A 20,017-nucleotide genomic window follows, 5' to 3' on the forward strand; every position below is an offset into this window, starting at 1 on the left:
CTAAAAACTATGATGAAGACTACATCTAAATATTTGTTGTTGGGCCTGCTTTGTTCAGCAATAGGCCTGACATCTTGTACGGGCTTATTGGACATCACACCTGTCAATAGCATGACACCCGAAACAATCAATGACTATGAATCAATTTTATTAGGCGGATATCCGCGCAGCGATTATTTCTATAAAACAGAGTTGATGACTGATAATGCCATGGTAAATCTCAACACGACCTATAAGCCAGGAGCCGTAGATGAACCTTGGTTTTTATTCGCTTCATCCCATCAATTGGACAATACACCGAATGATCCCTATTGGGGACAGCTTTACAAGACTATTTTTTACGCCAACATAGTATTGGACAAGTTCAAAGAAGTCATACCTACCAGTGAAGAACAATCAAACTATGATAAAATAAAAGGTGAAGCCCTAGCACTACGAGCTTATGCTTATTTTTATCTTGTCAATATGTATGCCGATGTCTATTCGGCAAATAATCTCGAGCTCCCCGGGGTGCCCATGCCGCTGAATGCAGTTGATGTCAACGAATTTAGTAAGAACAATGTACGTGAGCCCTTGGGCAAAGTATGGAGTCAGATCAACTCAGATCTAGAGTTAGCAGCAGGTCTGTTACGTGGAAAACCTACAGATGATCGTTTTCGACTCAATATTACGACTGTGCAATTATTACGTGCCCGTATTGCATTATTTATGGGGCAATATGATCAGGCGATAGCCTTTGCCGGAGAAGTGATGTCAAGCGCAAAACTTGCTGATCTGAACAGTATGCAATCCTATATTGATAGTAAATCCAATAAGTATGCTTTTTCGGGCAATACAGGCTTTATTGATACGGATTATAATAGGGAAATTTTGTTCTTTACAGCCGGGAGAGCCAATAATAATCTCTTTTACTATTCACAGTCAGCATTTAAGCCTACCGAAGAGATCTTGGACCTAACGAAAAGAAATGGTAATCTGGTAGATTACAGGCAGTACTTGTTTGATTCATTTGAAGACTTTTCGCAACCTGATGGTATTATGGTTGGAAAGACGGTATACCATATGTTTGCCACACAGGAGAAATATTGGTTTTATATTGGCTTTAAAGCCAGTGAGGCCTATGTGATCCGCGCTGAGGCCTACGCTAGAAAACAGCAATATAGCAATGCTTTGAAAGACCTCAACGATCTGCTGGTGACGCGTTACAAAAAAGGAACGTTTATCGGGTTAAAGGAAAGTGACTATAGTGATAAAGCAGGTATTTTGAAAAGAGTACTCGAAGAGCGCCGTCTGGAAACCGCATTCGACGGTGGATTGCGATTTTTCGATCTGCGTAGACTTGGAAAGCCTGAAATCAAGCATACTTATAAAAATGGACAGGAGTTTGTCATGCGTAAAGATGATCCAAAATATGTCTTGCAGATTCCTCAATCAGAACAGAATAATTCACCCAATATGCCTATTAATCCACGATAATCAATTCATCAATGAAGAAGATATTTTCAATCGGCCTAGTCAGCATGTTGTTACTGGCCAGTTCATGTACAAAAAATGAATCAATCAATTCCTCAGAATCTTTCGGATTTCAAGAGCGTTTTGGCCCAAAAGAAGAGGAGTTACCCGCTGTTAAGGAGATGTTCAAGACCTATGATTTATGGCTGCGTCTTAATTTTAAGGATCCGAAGGAGGTGACAAATAGTATTTTGGTGCAAGATGTCAATAATCGCTATGGGGCAACACCAATGGATGACAAAGCCAAGCCAAGTGCCATTATGTTTGTAGATACCTTGCTACATAATGTTTCTACGGATTTTGTGCGAAGGGTATTTCCCCGGGAGTTCTTTTTCGTAAAGACCTATAATGGCTCTTGGTGGAAACAGGATATTTATGTGCTGGGACGTTCACGCCTGATTGTGTGCTGGCCCAATGAACGATTAAATACCCAACCTATTACCGTGCCTGAAACACATTATTACCAGGATTCTGTACTTACCCGTATGGTCTGGGGCAATTTGTCTGGGATGCTCGCGCAGCGAATGGAAGGAAAGGTTCCTGGATTTGAGGCTGCAGGAATGCCTTATGACAATGGAAAGGCACTCGATGAAATTGACAAAAATTTTCCGGGCAATAGTGATGAAGATATTGAAGCTCGTAATCGTGAGGTTTCCAAATTAGCCGCCGAACGTGGTTATATCTCTGGCTCTGGCTCGAGGGGTTACGAAGTTGATTTGGGGCAGTGGTTTAGTCTGTTGACAACGGAATCCTATCCAAACATTAAAAAAGTATACTTAGATTCCAGTGAAAAAAGAGCCGCTAAATACAAGATTTTGACAGATTTTCTAAAAAAGGAATACAATTGGGACATTCAGGCTGCAGGTAATAAGTATCGCAAAAAATTAGATAGCTTCCATTAATGAGACTGGGATAGACGCAGAAAATACCGCAAAAATAGCCGTTCATCATAGGTGGAATTAAGACATTCACCTATGATTCATAAAGTAAGAGTAAAATAGCAAGTACAACCATTAAAAAATCAAATTTATACACATGAAAATTTTAAAAATGATCGCCTTGTTGGCCCTTCCTGGAGCAGTAATGGCGCAAAAGTCGGATTTCAGCATTGAAGGAAAAATACAACAGCCCAAAAAAGAAGGGCAGGTATTTATGTCTATTCGCACACCCAATAGCCAAGTGTTGGACTCTGTGAAGGTTACCAAAGGGACTTTCTCTTTTAAAGGGCAGGCTAATGGACCTACTATGGTTTATATTGTATACGATCAGGAGAATAAAGGTTGGGATAAGATCGGATATAAAGGGGACATGGTCGGTATTTATGTCGATAAAGGGAAAACGACAATCACGGCAATAGACTCTGTTAAAACGGCCGTTATTAAAGGTTCGCCGTTACAGGATGCTCACGCAGCGTATAAGAATCTTATCAAGGAAGCCGAGGAAGGAATTAATGCAATCAATCTGAAATACAGCAGTGCGACTGCAGAGCAACGCAAAGACGATGCTTTTGCGGGACCACTTCGGGAGCAGTATATGAAATTTGCTGAGCAGAAGAAACAGTTGCAACAAAACTATATCGCAAAGAATCCAAACTCTTATTTCAGTTTATTGGCGATCCAGGATCAACTCTATGCTGGGACCGAAATTTTAGCTTTGGAGCCTGAATTTAATAAACTTTCGGCTTCGGTACGGGCTTCTGAAACCGGAGAAGCTTTCGCGAAACAGATCACGGCGGCTAAATCAACTGCAGTTGGTGTGCTTGCACCCGACTTTACTCAACATGATGTCAATGACAAACCGGTTAAGTTATCTGATTTTAGGGGTAAATATGTGTTGTTGGATTTCTGGGCGTCTTGGTGTGGACCTTGTCGGGCGGAGAATCCAAATGTTGTAGCAGCTTATGATAAATTTAAGAATAAAAATTTTACAGTACTGGGTGTTTCGTTGGATCAACCGGGCAAGAAAGACAACTGGTTGAAGGCTATTGAAGCGGACAAATTGAGCTGGACAAATGTAAGTGATCTGAAGTTCTGGAATAACGAGGCAGCTAAGCTCTACGGTGTACGCGGTATCCCACAGAATTTTCTAATCGGTCCTGATGGGAAGATTGTTGCCAAAGACCTACGTGGTGAACAGCTGCATGAAAAATTAGCAGAACTATTGAAATAAGGATGATGAGATTAAAGTCTATTATACGAACGATAGGGACGGTTTTATCCTTGTTCTGCATTGCTGCTGTTCATGCGCAGACAACTTCTAAGGTTGTTTTTGTAGGAAAAGCTGATCCGAAATTTGATGGTACCAAGATCTATCTTTATAATAATATTACGGGCGATAATGATACAGCTACGGTTACAAAAGGGACCTGGCAAATAGAACGTCCATTTACCGTAGCCACCAGGCACATGTTGGCCTCGGAGGCAGAATCTAAAAAACATGGCGGTTACGCACCATTTGGTATTCTTGTTGATGCTCCAACAACAATCCATATTGCGGGTGACCTGGAGTCTTTCTATACCGCCAAGGTTTCGGGATCCAAAGCTCATGATGTGCTGAATCAATATTTCACACGCATGCAGACGACAGGGGCGGATGAGGCTGCAGTGATTGCGCAGGTCGTTGCTCAAAATAAGAGTTCTTTTGGAGCCGCTTTTTTATTGGATCGTTATGGACGGGCCATGAAGCCTGAAGTGGCATTAGAAGCCTATGAAAGTTTGAGCCCTGATGTCAAACAGTCCTATTATGGTAAGTCTGCCGGTAATCAGATTCATGGGGCTTTGTTATCAAAAGAAGGAGCTCTGGTGGCAAATTTTTCGTTGCCAAATGAAAACGGTCAAAAAATTGATTTTGCTTCCATGAAAGGCTCCTATGTGTTATTGGACTTTTGGGCCTCTTGGTGCGGTCCCTGTATCGAAGAATTTAAAACACTCAAGGAGATTTACGGAAAATATAAGGGTAAATCGGCGTTCGAGATTTTAAGTATTTCTACCGATAAGAGTGAAAGTGCATGGAAGAACATGCTTAAAACCCAACAATTGCCTTGGATTCAGCTGCACGATAGCCCGGTGGAAAACAATATTGCAGTTAGTCGATTTGCTGTGACAGCACTGCCTACAACTTTCCTGATAGATCCGGATGGAAAGATTCTTGCTAAAAACCTAAGGGGAGAGGAGTTAAAGGCTTATTTGGTTAAGCTATTCGGTTACTAGCAGCTCCCTTAGCCACTTTTAAATGTAAGCGCCAGCATCGAAAAATGCTGGCGCTTTCTTATGCCTATTTAATCAATAAAGAAAAAGAGTTGAACTTGAATGCGGTCGAGACGAAATAAAAAGCGGATTTAAAAACTCTAAGGGGGTATAATGAATAATTATGTCGTTTTCTTATAACAAATAAGCAAAAACATAAAGATTGTATTTCTTCTCATGTTAACCGGTATGTCATGTATTCCTCCTTTCTATTGTTTAATTTCTGTATCTTTCTTGTTTTCAGTGTTATGTGCTTGTTTTGTTTGTTTTTTTAATTTCTTAATTATTTAACATTATTTTACGAATTTTCCGTAGCAACATTGATATCTTTATTGCGACAATATATAAACGGAAATTTATGAGACTAACCTATACCTTAGTTTTGCTTCTTGTACTTTCGGCCATAAGCGCTATTTCCCATGCCCAACAGAGGCTTACAGGTCTAGTTGTTGATGCTAAAGACAAAGCCAAACTCCATCAAGCGTCTGTTGCTTTACTTAACCCAAAAGATTCTATTTTAATTAAGTTCGATCGAACAAAAGAAAATGGGATTTTCCAAATTGCCAATCTAGATACAGGTATTTATAAAATGGTCGTGTCCTATCCGCAATATGCTGACCTTGTGAAGGACGTCCATATGACAGCTCAAGGTCTTGATCTTGGCATGATATCGCTGTCAAAGGCAGCATTACTTTTGGAGGAGGTACAGGTCAATGGACGAATTCCAGTCGTTATTAAGGGAGATACGATAGAGTACGATGCCGGTAGTTTTAAGGTGGAGAAAGATGCCAAAGTAGATGATCTGCTCAGGGTGTTGCCCGGCATTACGATCGACGGGACAGGTAAGATTACGGCGCAGGGAAAAGAGGTCAAGAAGGTACTGCTTGATGGGGAGGAATTTTTTGGAGATGACCCCACCCTGATTACGAAAAACATCAGGTCGGATATGGTGAGCAAGGTACAGGTTTACGAAAAGAAATCAGATCTGGCCGTACGTACCGGTGTGGATGATGGGGAGCGTACACAGACCATAGATATCAAGCTGAAAGAGGATAAGAAGAAAGGGATGTTCGGTCAGGCAATTGCTGGGGCCGGAACGGATAAATACTATGGCGGCAAAGTCATGCTCAATAAATTTAAAGGAGCGCAGAAAATTGCGGCTTACGGTATCCTGGCCAACGATGGTATGGTGGGACTGGGGTTTGAAGATAGTCAAAAATATGGTGTCGGGGGGAGCGGCAATGTTCAGATGATGGATGGAGGGGGCATTATGATCTCTTCGGGCGGAGACGAAACGGAAGGTGGATGGGATGGGCGATACCGGGGCGGCGGCGTACCTAAGGCACTAAATATGGGGGTAAGTTATTCCGATAAAACCAAAGATGACAAACATAAAATCAATGTCAACTACAAGCGCAGCCAGATCAATGTAAATAATACAAGTACTTATAATGCGCAGAATAACTTGCCGGAGCGCGCGCAGATAGACAGTAATATCACCAGATCAGAAAATGAGAACAGAGCCAATGTTGCCAATCTTAGATACGATTATAAGTTGGATTCGTTAGCTGATCTGACGGTGAATATGGGCTTTAATAAATCCAATAGGGATAATATTTCCGAAGCGGAAGCTTACCAGAGTACCTTAGGTGGACAGCCGATTACAAAGACCACGTCGAGCACGGATCTGAATAGTGATCAGGATAAAATCAACGTGAATGCACTATTGACACGACGCTTTAAAAAAGAACGTCGCTCCATTACATTCAATGTGAATGTAAATACGGATCAGAGCCGGTCAGATACAAAGTATTTTTCCGAAAACAGATTTTACAACGATTCCCGTACCGACACAATTGATCAGTTCAAAGAAGATAAGCTCAGCAATAACACCTACGGAGCCTCAGTCACCTATACCGAGCCGCTCTCAAAAAGGGTCACTGGATCAATAGGATATTCCTTTTCCAGCAATAAATCAGAGACACTTAATCAATCCTTCAATAAGGATCCTAAGACACAAAAATATACCGTGCTGGATGAAAGTGTATTGAATGATTTTAATTTTTCCAGTTTAAAAAATAGTGTCAATACGGCATTGAATTATAAAACAAACACATGGACGGTCAATCTGAGCAACCGTACTGATTTTGAGGCTGTAAAACGGACTTATAACAATTTGAATACCGTATTGCAACGTGATCAGATATCCATTAGACCCTCACTTAATGTGAACTATAAGATTTCAAAAACCAAGAATATATGGCTCAATTATTACGGGCAGACTGTTCAGCCTTCGCTCACACAGATTGAACCGCTCAAACAAAATAGTCAGCCGCTTGTCGAATATTTGGACAATCCGGACCTGAAAGCCGGTTTTAATAATTCCTATTCCATCAATTATAATTCCTACAAACAGATCAAAGACCAGAGCTTCTACTTTTATGTCAGCGCCAATCAGGGGAAACGAAACATTAACAGCAGTGTTCGTTATAATCTGGAAGACGGTACCCGACAGATTTCTTTTGTAAATATTGATAAGGACAACTGGCGTTTTTACGGAAGCGGATCATATAATTTCATGTTAAAGAAGAAATGGGGTTTGAAAATGAATATGGGCATGAATGCAGAATATAATACTCAATATAGCTATCTGTCGCTGCTTAATGAAGAACCAAGGCTCAACCGTAATAAGACCTGGAGTATCGGGCCCGAAATTGGCTTTAATCGGTATAAGGCCAATAAAATGGATTTTAATATTAATTTAAGTCCCGGGGTCGAACAGATGGACTCCTATCTGCAGCCCGAATTGAACCAGACCACATTTAAATTTAATTCCTATGCACAAGTCACCTATTACCTACCCCAAGACTTTAAAATTTCGCTATCCATGCAACAGAATTATCAGGCTGCAACAAAGACTTTGCAATCCATTAACATGATGAACATGAATGGCTATATCTCTAAAAAGTTTTTAAAGGACAAATCTTTAGAAGCGCAATTATTTGTCAACGATATATTAAATAAAAATATTGGGGTGAATCGCTATCAGGATGGTACGGCATTTATCCAGACAAGCAATGATGTATTGCGTCGTTATGGGATGTTAAAAGTGATCTACAATTTTACAACAATGAACCGTCCATGATTAAATTATCAATTTTATTGTCCAAACTCCATCTTGCCGATGGAAGAAAAAATTATTTACAGATGAAAGGAGATGCTAAATGAGGAAGCAAATAATATTAGTAATGTGGTTTGTATACTTGTCCGTTACTGCTATACAGGCACAGCATGCATTCTTTCCGAGCAGTGGTACTGTGACTTTCGAACGGAAATTTCATGTGCAGAACTATCTGAAACGGACGTATCTCAGTAAGCCAGATCTGGATACCTGGGATAAGCTGGGGGTAGACAATGCGGTCAAAAATGGGCCCGTTGAAGTGATCACACATCATACATTAAAATTTTACGATCAGGAAACGTTGTTTGAAACAGTAGAGGAAGATTATCCCGCGAATTATCGAAATGTTTCTTGGTACAACCCCGCACTGACGGATTCAAAGACTTATATGAATTTTAAGAAAGGGGAGTTTACCAAGTTACTGCCCTTTGGTGATGAGCAGTTATTAATGAAAGATTCTTTGCCGGCGGTGAAATGGAAGTATACTGACGAATATCGCAACATAGCCGGATATGATTGTCGACGCGCAAATGGGATCATACAAGATTCTATTTATGTTGTCGCATTTTTTGCGGGACAGATTCCGATAGCAGGCGGTCCCGAATTAATCCATGGCTTACCCGGATTGATTCTAGGGATATCCGTCCCTAGCATGAATATCAATATGTTTGCAACCAAAATTGAACTTACCAATGCCCCGGTCTCCAATGTACTTACCAAAAAGAAAAAGGTTGTTGCAGAATCTAAGGCAGAGATCATAAAAAAATTGAAAGATACGGTCTACGATTGGATGGATGACAAGGATTTTAAAAAACGTTTACAGAACGTATTATTCTAAGATTTTTACATGATTTTGCATCATTAGTGAGCACGAAGAGGCTTGAAATATATTGATACCTTTAATAAAGAAGCCTGTCCAAAAGACAGGCTTCTTTATGGTATCGTTTATAGCTAACTAGCGTACTGTGCTACCTACTTTGATTGCAGTATCCGGTTTGACAAAATCCAGCCGGCCATCAGCATCTTCAGCCATCAGGATCATTCCTTGAGAGGTAATTCCTTTGATTTCACGAGGCTCCAGATTCACCAAAATAGAAACTTGGCGTCCGACGATTTCTTCTGGGCTGAAGAATTCCGCAATACCAGATACGACAGTGCGTTTGTCAATACCCGTATCTATCGTTAGTTTTAGTAATTTCTTTGTTTTCGCAACTTTCTCAGCCGCTAAAATTGTTCCCACACGGATATCCATTTTCACAAAATCGTCAAAACTGATATTTTCTTTTGCAGGGGCGACTTTTGCATTGTCCGCGAGATTTTTCAGTCTCGCTTCCGCAAGTTTGTTTAATTGGAACTCAACTTGTTCGTCAGTAATTTTGTCAAACAATAACTGTACTTCACCCAGTTGATGGCCGTTCTCAATTAGTCCTTCGTTGCCCGCATCACTCCAGTTCCCTTGTGGGAAATTGAGCATTTCAAATAATTTGATTGCTGTTTTTGGTAAAAATGGTTGTGCCAACACGGCAAGGTTAGCTACAATCTGAGATGCTACATTTAGGATCGTTTTTACGCGTTCCTCGTCCGTTTTGATTACTTTCCAAGGCTCTTCATCAGCTAAATACTTGTTTCCAAGGCGTGCAACATTCATAAATTCCGCAAGAGCTTCACGGAAACGGAATTGCTCCAGTGATGATTTGATAGACGCTGGATAGGATTTTAACTCATCCAATACCGCTTGATCCACTGCTGTCAATGGAGAGCCATTTAATACTTTGCCATCGAAATATTTATGGGAAAGTACCATCACACGATTGACAAAGTTCCCGAAGATTGCTACTAGCTCGTTGTTGATCCGTGCCTGAAAGTCCTTCCAGGTAAATTCAGCATCCGAGGTCTCCGGTAATATAGAGGTCAATACATAACGTAATTCATCCTGTTTGTTTGGGAATTCCTCTAGATACTCATGTAACCAAACAGCATGGTTTCTGGATGTCGATAACTTATCGCCTTCCAAATTAAGGAATTCATTTGCAGGTATATTTTCTGGCAGGATATAGTCTCCATGAGCGTGAAGAATCGCCGGGAATATGATACAATGGAATACAATATTATCTTTTCCGATAAAATGGATCAATGTGGCATCATCCGCTGGATTTTCATGGGTTTTCCAATAGTCTTCCCAATTTTTTCCGTGGTCAATTGCCCATTGTTTCGTCGCAGAAATATAACCTATTGGCGCATCCAGCCATACGTATAGTTTTTTCCCTTGTGCTTCTTCCAGGGGTACATCCACTCCCCAGTCCAGATCTCTGGTCATGGAGCGAGGCTGCAGACCGGATTTTAGCCAAGATTGGCATTGGCCAAAAACATTGGATTTAAGAATATTTTTCTTGCCTTCGATTAACCATTTTTCAAGCCAGGGCTGATATTTATCCAATGGCAGATACCAATGTTTCGTCTCTTTCAATACCGGTGTTTTCCCGCTCAGTGTAGAAATGGGGTTAATCAGGTCTGTCGGACTAAGTGAGGTGCCGCATTTTTCACATTGGTCGCCATAAGCACCTTCGGATTTACAGTTTGGACAGGTTCCTGTGATATAACGGTCTGCCAAAAACTGATGGTATTCCTCATCATAGTATTGCTCCGAAAATTTCTCGACAAATTCACCTTTGTTGTATAAATTCAGGAAAAAATCCTGTGACAATTGATGGTGGATCGGCTCGGAAGTACGGTGGTAGATATCGAAAGAAATGCCAAACTCTTCAAAGCTCTCTTTGATCTGTTTGTTGTATTTGTCTATGATCTGCTGTGGCGTAATGCCCTCTTTTTTTGCGCGGATGGTAATGGCTGCGCCATGCTCGTCCGATCCACATACATAGACTACATCCTTTTGATTTAAACGCAGATAGCGAACAAATATATCACCGGGAATATAAGCACCGGCAAGGTGTCCGATATGTAAAGGACCATTGGCATAGGGTAATGCCGAAGTAATTGTATAACGTTTTTTATCTAGAATACTCAATGCTTGAAAGTATATTAAAGTTTTTACTTATTTTCTTCACAAAGATAATTCAATTTACGGTATAAAACTAAGATAAATTTGTGTTAATTTGGCGCTCAGAGAGCTTTATGGACGACCAAAATTATCGTTTTCTCCTCATCCATTGAAAATTTTTAATAGGGGAAACCATCATGGGCAAGAGCAAAATAATTTGAGTTAAAATGAAGTACCTTGGCTTATGATAACCTCATAGCCATAAAGAATCAAATCATTCATGAAACATAATAAATATGTCTAAAATACCTGATTTTCTTAAAGAAGGCGACAAAGTTGCGATCGTTTGTCCGGCCAGTTTCATTCGCGGCACGATTGATATTGGTATTGAAACATTGAAGAGCTGGGGACTGGAGGTTCTGGTGGGGGAGACGGTAGGGACATCCTACCACCAATTTGCCGGCAATGATCAGCTGCGCGCCGCAGATCTGCAATGGGCCTTGGATGATCCATCCATTAAAGCTGTGTTTGCGGCCCGGGGAGGCTACGGTTGTGTCCGTATTGTGGATGAGATTGATTTTTCGGGGTTTGAGCAGCATCCCAAGTGGTTGGTCGGCTTTAGCGATATCACTGTGCTGCACAGTCATATTCAGCGTAACCATAAAATTGCAACCATCCATGGGCAGATGCCCAAGTCTTTTGAATCGGGAACAAAAGCTTCACTTGAGACGCTGAAAAATGCGCTTTTTGGGGAATCCATGGACTTTGCCTACGAACAGTTTGTATTTCCCAATCGTCCAGGAGAGGCCGAAGGGAAGCTGATTGGTGGAAATCTGGCTATTCTATTATCTGTCTTAGCTTCGGATTCCGATGTTAAGTATGCCAATAAAATTCTCTTTATTGAAGATGTGGGCGAGGCCTACTATTCCGTGGACCGGATGCTCTGGGCGTTGAAGCGCGCGGGTAAATTTAAAAAACTGAAAGGCCTTATCGTCGGTGGTTTTTCGTCGATGAAAGACAATGACCCCGCATTTGGACAGACTGTAGAGGAAATTATCTGGGACAAAGTTAAAGAATACGACTTTCCGGTTGCCTTTGGTTATCCCGCGGGGCATATTGATGATAACCGTGCGCTGGTATTGGGCCGAAAAGTAAGATTAATAACGAGTGCCAATAAAACGGAACTTATATACATATAGTCTTTCCCCTATCCTGAATGGACAGGAATAACCATCATTGCGGCCTGGCTTTTCCAGGCCATTTTTTGTGCAATACTGGTGTTGAAAATCCGGCTGAGTAATCCTTTGTCGCGATGGAAAGTGACCATCATATCGATATGATTCTCATTGATGTATTGATTAATGCCAACGGCAATATCCGATTGCAGGATATAGCTGTAGATCGGATGGTAGGAAGCCAGCAGATCGGTCATAATATTAATCTCTGTGCTTAGCGCTTTACTCGCAGGATCTTCTTTGGTCACATGGACCACATACACTTCGCTTTTGCGGAGTACTTCCGCCGCATTGACCAGCAAGCGGTCCAGCTTGATTTTCACCTCTTTGAGATTCGTTGCGATCAGCATTTTCTTGGGAATCCTAAATTCCGCTTTGGCCGGTACAACTAATAGCGGGGTATGACAGTTTTCGATCAATTTTAAGGTATTGCTTCCCAGAAGCAGTTTTTTGAAACCACTTTTACCAGCCGTTCCCACCACCACAAGATCAATATCTTCTTCGGCGCAGGTGCGGTTGACACCATAGCTTAACTCATACTCTTCAAGGACCACTTTCCATGCGATCCCCTGTGGAAATAGTTGCATCAGATCCTCCTGCCACACGTTGAGATCCTTTTGTTTTTCTTCCAGAATATCCGAATTACTGATAACGACAGGCTCTGTTCCGACTGTAGGGACAACCTCATAGGTATGGTAAAGCACAACCTTTTCTATTCCCCAAAGCGGAGCCAACTTTGCTGCATATTGGGCGGCAGCATAAGCATTATCAGAGAAATCCGTTAACAAGAGAAGATTCTTCATTTTATTTTATAATCGGGTCTATGTCCATTAAATTACATATTTAGTAGCATAAATGCAATATTTTTCTGTTCAGATCAGTTTATTTTGTGAAATTTCTTAATCTATATCAAGGGAAGATATACCATACTGGTTTAATTTTGTGGTATCAAAAGGAGAATTTGAACACCGATCAATGAAAAATTTTGGTTATTTTAGGAAAGTCTATCAGTCATTAACATTTTAATTATAATTTTTATTTATGGCAATTTGGAATTCACTGGGTAAATATAGAGATACAGGCTTATTGGTTCTTCGTATCGGATTAGGCGTCATGATGTTTATGCATGGTTTGCCTAAGCTGCAGGGAGGACCTGAACTTTGGGCAGGTGTCGGTAAAGCAATGGGCAATATGGGTATTAATTTTATGCCGGCATTTTGGGGTTTTATGGCTGCAGCAGCAGAAACCGTTGGTGGTCTTTTTCTACTTTTAGGGTTATTCTTTAGGCCCTCAGCGCTGTTGCTTGCCTTTACGATGGTGGTTGCCGGATTGATGCACCTGTCCAAAGGTGACGGTATCTCTGGTGCATCCCATGCTATCGAACTGTTTTTCGTGTTTCTCGGACTTGTATTTATCGGACCCGGAAAACATTCCGTGGACAAGAAATAGCAGGATTAGGCGGAAAACTACCGTCCTTCCAGTCGTTCGTGATATTGATATGCACACAAAAGGGGTGGGGAGCATCTAATTTGATGCTCCCCACCCCTTTTGTGGTAGTGCTTAATTTAGGACTTGTCCATTGGGATAACCAATAAGTTAGCCGCGCCGTTCCAGGCCATCTTTTTGGATATACTCGTTTTAAATAAACTTGCCAATAAACCTTGTTTCTTATGAAAGGACAGGATGAGGTCAATATGCTTCTCTTTCGCATATTCCGCTATTCCCATCGTAATATCGTCGTGACTGATGTAGTCATAGATGGGTTTATACTTGTCCAGCCGTTCATGTAAATGTTTTAATTCCTGTGCCAGATCTGCGGCCGAACTCTCCCGCTTCGCAACATTCAGTACGTATAACTGTGCGGAAAAAGCATCAAGGACCTGATCCAGATTAAACAGACTTAATTTCCGGTCCACTTCTTTCAGGTCGGTGGTTGCCAGTACATGTTTTGGAACTGCCGGATCGACCTTGTGGGAGACAATCAGCATTGGCTTATTGCAGATATCCATTAAGGTAATGGCGTTGCTGCCCACCAATATTTTTGCAAATCCAGTCTGTCCGGTGATTCCGAGTGCCACCAGATCGATGAACTCGGATTTACAGACCTCATTCACTCCTATCGGCAGGTCGACGTCTTCCATCCTATGAGATAAGGCCACTTGTGGTGGAAAGAGTGGTTTGATTAGTTCCAGCCAGGCATTTAATTCGTTCTCTTTGGCCTCTTTTACTTCGTCATTGACCACAACAATAGGTTCGTTGTTTACAATTGTTACGCTGTTGTACGTATGGTAAACAATCACTTGTTCAGTTTTCCAAGCCGTTGTACAAAGGGCTACCTGTTTTGCAGCTAGAAGTGCATTTTCTGAGAAGTCGGTTAAAAGCAGGATACGTTTCATGCTCATGTCTTTTTAATTGTTAAATTTGGTTTCTTCCGAATCGCTGGTACAGTACATGTTGTTGCAGGGTCATTACCCTTAGCGTCTATTTGTACTTCCGTTTTTGATATAACAACTAATCTTACGATAAGTTACAAACAAAAGGCAAAATTGCGATTTAAGGTTATACTATATAGAATAAAAAGGGACATAGCCTATCGCTCAAAACAAAGAGTATCTGGCTTAAAGTCCCTTTTCCAATCACTAGGACGAATAATTATTCACCTATTGCGTAATATTTAAATCCGATATCTTCTAATTCTTTACGATTCAAGAGTTTGCGCCCATCGAATACGAAAGCAGGTTTTTTCATTTTTTCCTTTATCTTTTGCCAATCATAGGTCTTGAATACATCCCATTCTGTGAGTATTGCAATGGCGTGGGCGTCATCGCAGGCATCATACGGCGTATTAACGATTTTGACTAATCGTCTATTTTCATCTGATGAACGTGAGTTTAAATCGTCAAGGTCTGCATAAATTCGCTCGGCACTGACCTTTGGGTCGTATACGGTAATTTCGGCCTGCTCGTTGAGTAGGTAGTCTGCAACATAAATAGCGGCAGATTCACGTGTGTCGTTGGTATCTTTTTTAAAGGCCCATCCTAAAAAAGCAATTTTTTTACCAGAAACCGTATTATACAATGTTTGAATAATATGGTCTGCGAAGCGATGCTTTTGATAGTCGTTCATGAGGATTACCTGGTCCCAATAATCGGCTACTTCAGTTAGGCCGTAGCTTCTAGCTATATAAACCAGATTGAGAATGTCCTTTTGAAAACAAGATCCACCGAAGCCCACTGATGCTTTAAGAAATTTTGAACCAATACGCGTGTCCATACCAATCGCTTTAGCTACTTCATCCACGTTAGCCCCAGTCTTTTCACATAATGCTGAAATGGCATTTATTGAAGACACTCGTTGCGCTAAAAATGCATTAGCTGTTAATTTAGAAAGTTCAGAAGACCATAGGTTTGTGGTTAATATTTTGCTCCGTTCTACCCAGTTTGCATAAATATCGACAAGTGCGGCAATGGCGTTTTCATTTTCACCTCCAATTAGGACTCGGTCCGGATTGATCAGATCTGTAATAGCAGTACCTTCTGCCAGAAATTCTGGATTTGATAAAATATGAAAATCGACTCCATTTCCAGTGTTATCAAGAATACTTTTTAGAGCTGCTGCTGTACGGACGGGAAGAGTGGATTTCTCAACAACTATTTTGTTGTTTTTGGCCACTGCAGCGATTTGGCGGGCGCACAATTCGATGTACTTTAGATCTGCAGCAAGGCCCTTTCCTTTTCCGTAGTTCTTTGTTGGCGTATTAACCGAAATAAAAATCATATCTGCTTCGTCAATAGCTCTGTCGATATCTGTTGAGAAAAACAAATTTCGGTTACGTGCCTCTTCGACAATTTCACTTAGTCCAGGTTCATACACAGGAAGGTTTTCTAAGTTTTTATCATTCCAGGCATTAATGCGGGCGGCATTTACGTCCACAATTGTCACGTCGATATGGGGACATTGTTTGGCAATTACAGACATGGTCGGGCCTCCCACATAGCCAGCTCCAATGCAGCAGATTTTCTTGATCGTTTTGCTCATTTTGCTTATCTAAATTATAATATAACAATAAATGTAAAGTGTTCACAACAGTTTTAGTGTTTAAATGTTGAGTAATTTGATCTAAAAAAATTAAATCTTGCAAGCAAGTGTGGTCTTGTGGTTGTAGGTCCGGCGATTTTTATGTAAAACAGCGCTTTTCAAAAGACGACCTTAAGATATAAAAAAAAAGTTAAAAGCTGCAGCTTTTAACTTTTTTTTTAACTTGAAGAAAGGTTTTTCTTTTTTTGGATACTTCTCCTTGATCACTTCTTATTTTTTGCCAGCAAAATTGATGATGTAATCCGTCATTACTTTTGCACTTTCATCTTTTACAAAGTCAAGATCCATTTTCGGTTGAGGTTTGCCCTCTTCCCATGCTGGTTTGCCCTGTAATTTCAATAAAGCATTGATGCGGTCTCTATTTTTCTTGAGGTTGTCATCTTTTTCTTTTTTGAATTTATTCAGTTCCAGCGAAATTTTCACGTCCTCATCTTTTTGAGCCTCTTCAATATCCTCTTTCAGGTACTTGTATTCAAGTGAATTTTTGATACGTGCCTCATGCAGGGTTTCGAGCTGTTTGTCCACACCGGTCATATCAGCGACTTTTTTGAAGTTGCTGGACTGGATCTGATCCCACGGAAGCGCAGATTTTTCTGAACTTTCACCAAATTTCTCTGCGGAGAATTGGGATGGAAATGTAATGTCGGGTGTTACCCCTTTATGTTGCGTGCTGCTGCCATTGACGCGGTAGAATTTACCCAGTGTAATGTTGATCTGTCCATATTGTGGCGCACCTTCGGGGGTATCAGGATCTTTCTCACCAGAAGCTTTCAGCAATAGGCGGCTTGTCGGACTAATGACACGAGACATGTCTATAGCCGATTGAACGGTTCCCTTACCATAACTTTGTGAACCAAGGATGACCCCTCTGCCATAATCCTGAATCGCACCGGCGAAGATTTCAGAAGCTGAGGCTGAGAAGCGGTTGATCATCACACCTAGTGGACCGTCCCAGGTCACACCGGCATTTTTGTCTTCTTCGACGTCAATATTATTTTTGGTATCTCGTACCTGTACCACAGGTCCTTTGTCGATAAACAATCCTGTCAGATCAATGGCTTCCGGAAGTGACCCTCCGCCATTGAAACGTAAATCAATAAGTACAGCATCAACTTTTGCCTGTTTCAGGCTGTCTAAGATCAATCTTACATCCCGTGTTGTACTTTTATAGTTTGGATCACGTCTTCTGTAAGCCTCAAAATCCATGTAGAATTTAGGGATATTGATCACCCCGACTTTATACATTTTTCCATCAGCACCTTTGATGTTCATAATCTCTTTCTTCGCAGATTCTTCCTCGACAACGATTTTCTCGCGGACCAAGGAAACTATGCGTGGATGTGAGTTCATCGGTTGCCCTGCTGGAATGATCTTCAAGCGTACGATCGTTCCCTTAGGTCCTTTTATTTTGGCGACCGCTGCATCCAACCTCCAGCCGATGATATCTTCAAATTCGCCATCTTTACCTTGCGCGACAGCGATGATCTTGTCATTCACCTGAATGGTTTTATCCTTAAAGATCGGGCCGCCGGGAATGATTTCGTTGATGCTCACCGCCTCGTTGTCAATCATCAGTCTTGCACCAATGCCTTCAAAAGTATTTGCCATGCCTTCATTGAAAGCCTGTGCATAGGATGGGTTGAAATACGATGTATGCGGATCCACGGCATCCGTAAGCGCCTGCATAATAATCTGGAAGGCATCATTGGAATTGTATTTTTTTGTCTGCGAAATTAAATTCACATAACGTTTCTTCAATGTTTCTACCTGTTTGGTTTTGGCACTGTCCGTAGATTTTCCACTCGCTGTTTCCAGGTTCAATAAGTCATACTTTACCCGTTTACGCCATTGGTCGTTCGCCTCGGCATCCGTTTTGAACCAGCCTAATTTTTCCCGGTTGGGTTGATAGAATTCATCTTTGGTGAAGTCATGTGTTTTGTCTATTTCAGAAAGTGCATATTGCATTCTTTCCAAATATCTTTTTTTGTAGACATTGAAGATATGGAAAGCAGCAGAAAGATCGCCATCTTTCATATCCTGAGCCAGATTACTCTTGTAAGCTTGAAATTCATCGATATCCGACTGGAGCAAATAATTTTTGCTTTGGTCCAAACCTTTGATCAGATTATCGTAGATAATTCCAGATATCGAATCATTCATTTTGACCTTCTTGTAGCTCGCATTTTCCAATAATCCAATCACTTCTTTCGCGATGATCTGATGCTGGGTACTCGGCTTGAGGCCGCCATCATCTGGAAGTGCCACCCGTGGTTTAGAACCACAAGAAACAATAGATACCACAAAAAGTGCAAATATGAGTTTCCTAAACATATTTTCGACAGTTTTAATAATCATTTTATAAAAAAATTTCAGCTCCTATTGATGAGTGTGCTAAATTTAGTGAAATTCATAGCACATTATCATAGATTCTAAAAATTTATTTGATTTATCCTTTAATATTTACAAAAAGCTTAAAATACAATTTATTTCTTACTTTTTATTCCTACGGTTGCTATGATCTGATCATAGCCGACTAATTGTACAATTCATTTTTCAGCTGGGTATAGGCTTTGTAAGTCTGGTCTGCTGATGGATAATCCTCCAGAGCCAGGTATACTTCGCCCAATTTGTCCAATATTGCCAATGACAGCTGTTTGTTATTCTCATTGGAGGCCAGTTCAGCGGCCTGAATAAATTCTTTGATGGCGACCTTGTAATTACCGTCCTTTTGCTTGGAGGCCGCAAGTAAATATTCGATCTCAGCAAGTTCGCCGCTCAGTTTTTTTGCATTGGCCAGATCGCGGGCCTGCAGCAAAAACCACTGTGCCTGTGTGTATTTATTTTGTTTAAAGTAAATCTCCGCAAGCATTTCCCAAGCGAATATTTTGCCTTCATAGGCTTTTGATTTATTGAATAGGGGGATGGCACTTCGGATAATGTTGTTTTCAGCGGCTTTAAAGTTTCCTTGCCCTGCACGTGCCATGGCAATTAATAACCATGCATTGGCCTGTTCGAGATAGCTTTTGCTGACCGTTGCATGGCTATGGTATTTTTGGGCACTTTCTTCCGCTTTGGCAAAGTCCCCATGGTACAATTGAAAATTACTCAGATTCAGATTGATTGTAGCAATGTCATCTTTATTGTCGGTACGGTTGGCCAATAACAGAGCATCATAAAGGAATTTTGAGGCATTGCTGCTGTCGTTATTTTTAATGGCAAATAGCGCGGCCTCATTTGCCAGGGCGTAACCCGCAATCCAGTTTTCGGATTTCTTTTGGTTCTCGATGATATTATTCCATGCTGTGGCATCGACAGGAACGGGGTTTATCAGGTATTGAAAATGCCCCATGTTATTGGTGCTTTTCAATTGCAGTAACAGGCGCTGGAAGAGCAGCTGTCTGGCAATTTCCTTGCTAAAGCCCTTTTTATCACTATAATTATCTTTAATAATTTCGTTTTCAGTCTTTGGAGGAGGTAGGAAATATACCTCTGGGCCTACACCCCTAAATGAAGTGTCATATTTTTTTATCGCCCCTGTATAATCCTTTGGAGCTTGCTGTGCCGCCACCTTACCGCTCATTCCAAGGGTCAGGATCAGGGCAGTAAGCAGTCGGGTCCAGTATTTTGTCATCCTTATAAATGATTACGTCGTCATAAACGTGTATTACAAACTTAGATAAATTGCATACTAAAAGCAATTTGTCGTTTTATCTTCAATAAGCTCGCAAGCTCAGTTCTGCTTCCACTA

The 20,017-nt window shown here is 41.0% G+C and carries 14 protein-coding genes; 8 read left to right on the plus strand and 6 right to left on the minus strand.

From position 1 onward, the window contains the following. The first annotated feature begins 9 nt into the window (after positions 1-9). The 6 genes from ABTV71_RS00595 to ABTV71_RS00620 all read left to right on the plus strand — a co-directional run bounded on the left by ABTV71_RS00595 (position 10) and on the right by ABTV71_RS00620 (position 8,776). Positions 10-1,476, plus strand: coding sequence for a RagB/SusD family nutrient uptake outer membrane protein (locus tag ABTV71_RS00595; protein ID WP_433901898.1), 1,467 nt, complete (start codon positions 10-12; stop codon positions 1,474-1,476). Between the two features lie 11 nt (positions 1,477-1,487). Continuing rightward, positions 1,488-2,414, plus strand: a complete 927-nt coding sequence (locus ABTV71_RS00600) for a hypothetical protein (RefSeq protein ID WP_147430448.1) — start codon at positions 1,488-1,490, stop codon at positions 2,412-2,414. 133 nt (positions 2,415-2,547) lie between these two features. Further along, a complete protein-coding gene (locus tag ABTV71_RS00605) occupies positions 2,548-3,681 on the plus strand; it encodes a redoxin domain-containing protein (RefSeq protein ID WP_433901899.1) in 1,134 nt (377 codons plus the stop codon). A gap of 2 nt (positions 3,682-3,683) precedes the next feature. After that, positions 3,684-4,721, plus strand: coding sequence for a redoxin domain-containing protein (locus tag ABTV71_RS00610; protein ID WP_433901900.1), 1,038 nt, complete (start codon positions 3,684-3,686; stop codon positions 4,719-4,721). Positions 4,722-5,115: 394 nt separating this feature from the next. After that, complete coding sequence (locus tag ABTV71_RS00615; protein ID WP_433901901.1) at positions 5,116-7,902, plus strand: outer membrane beta-barrel protein; 2,787 nt, start codon at positions 5,116-5,118, stop codon at positions 7,900-7,902. 79 nt (positions 7,903-7,981) lie between these two features. Beyond that, complete coding sequence (locus ABTV71_RS00620; protein WP_433901902.1) at positions 7,982-8,776, plus strand: GLPGLI family protein; 795 nt, start codon at positions 7,982-7,984, stop codon at positions 8,774-8,776. 117 nt (positions 8,777-8,893) lie between these two features. Here the strand turns inward: ABTV71_RS00620 and metG are convergent, their stop codons facing one another. After that, the gene (metG, locus tag ABTV71_RS00625) at positions 8,894-10,963 is read right to left on the minus strand and encodes a methionine--tRNA ligase (protein WP_433901903.1); all 2,070 of its coding nucleotides are present in this window, start codon (positions 10,961-10,963) and stop codon (positions 8,894-8,896) included. 269 nt (positions 10,964-11,232) lie between these two features. On the opposite strand from metG, the gene ABTV71_RS00630 reads away from it, so the two are divergent. Beyond that, on the plus strand, positions 11,233-12,135 hold the full coding sequence (locus tag ABTV71_RS00630; RefSeq protein ID WP_121127074.1) for a S66 peptidase family protein: 903 nt from the start codon (positions 11,233-11,235) through the stop codon (positions 12,133-12,135). Positions 12,136-12,143: 8 nt separating this feature from the next. Here the strand turns inward: ABTV71_RS00630 and ABTV71_RS00635 are convergent, their stop codons facing one another. Beyond that, complete coding sequence (locus ABTV71_RS00635; RefSeq protein WP_121127075.1) at positions 12,144-12,974, minus strand: universal stress protein; 831 nt, start codon at positions 12,972-12,974, stop codon at positions 12,144-12,146. A 238-nt stretch (positions 12,975-13,212) separates the two neighbouring features. Here ABTV71_RS00635 and ABTV71_RS00640 point away from each other — a divergent pair, with 238 nt between their 5' ends. Then, positions 13,213-13,620, plus strand: coding sequence for a DoxX family protein (locus tag ABTV71_RS00640; RefSeq protein ID WP_433901904.1), 408 nt, complete (start codon positions 13,213-13,215; stop codon positions 13,618-13,620). 116 nt (positions 13,621-13,736) lie between these two features. On the opposite strand, the gene ABTV71_RS00645 is transcribed toward ABTV71_RS00640, so the two are convergent. The 4 genes from ABTV71_RS00645 to ABTV71_RS00660 all read right to left on the minus strand — a co-directional run bounded on the left by ABTV71_RS00645 (position 13,737) and on the right by ABTV71_RS00660 (position 19,900). After that, complete coding sequence (locus ABTV71_RS00645) at positions 13,737-14,567, minus strand: universal stress protein (protein WP_433901905.1); 831 nt, start codon at positions 14,565-14,567, stop codon at positions 13,737-13,739. Positions 14,568-14,823: 256 nt separating this feature from the next. After that, positions 14,824-16,209 (minus strand): nucleotide sugar dehydrogenase, encoded by a 1,386-nt coding sequence (locus tag ABTV71_RS00650; RefSeq protein ID WP_433901906.1) that lies wholly within the window; start codon positions 16,207-16,209, stop codon positions 14,824-14,826. 270 nt (positions 16,210-16,479) lie between these two features. Further along, entirely contained in the window at positions 16,480-18,600 is a 2,121-nt protein-coding gene (locus ABTV71_RS00655; protein ID WP_121127150.1) for a carboxy terminal-processing peptidase, read from the minus strand. Positions 18,601-18,802: 202 nt separating this feature from the next. Then, a complete protein-coding gene (locus tag ABTV71_RS00660) occupies positions 18,803-19,900 on the minus strand; it encodes a tetratricopeptide repeat protein (RefSeq protein WP_433901907.1) in 1,098 nt (365 codons plus the stop codon). Between the last annotated feature and the right edge of the window lie 117 nt (positions 19,901-20,017).

The organism is Sphingobacterium puteale (assembly GCF_050986225.1).
In the GTDB taxonomy this organism is placed as follows: Bacteria; Bacteroidota; Bacteroidia; order Sphingobacteriales; family Sphingobacteriaceae; genus Sphingobacterium; species Sphingobacterium puteale.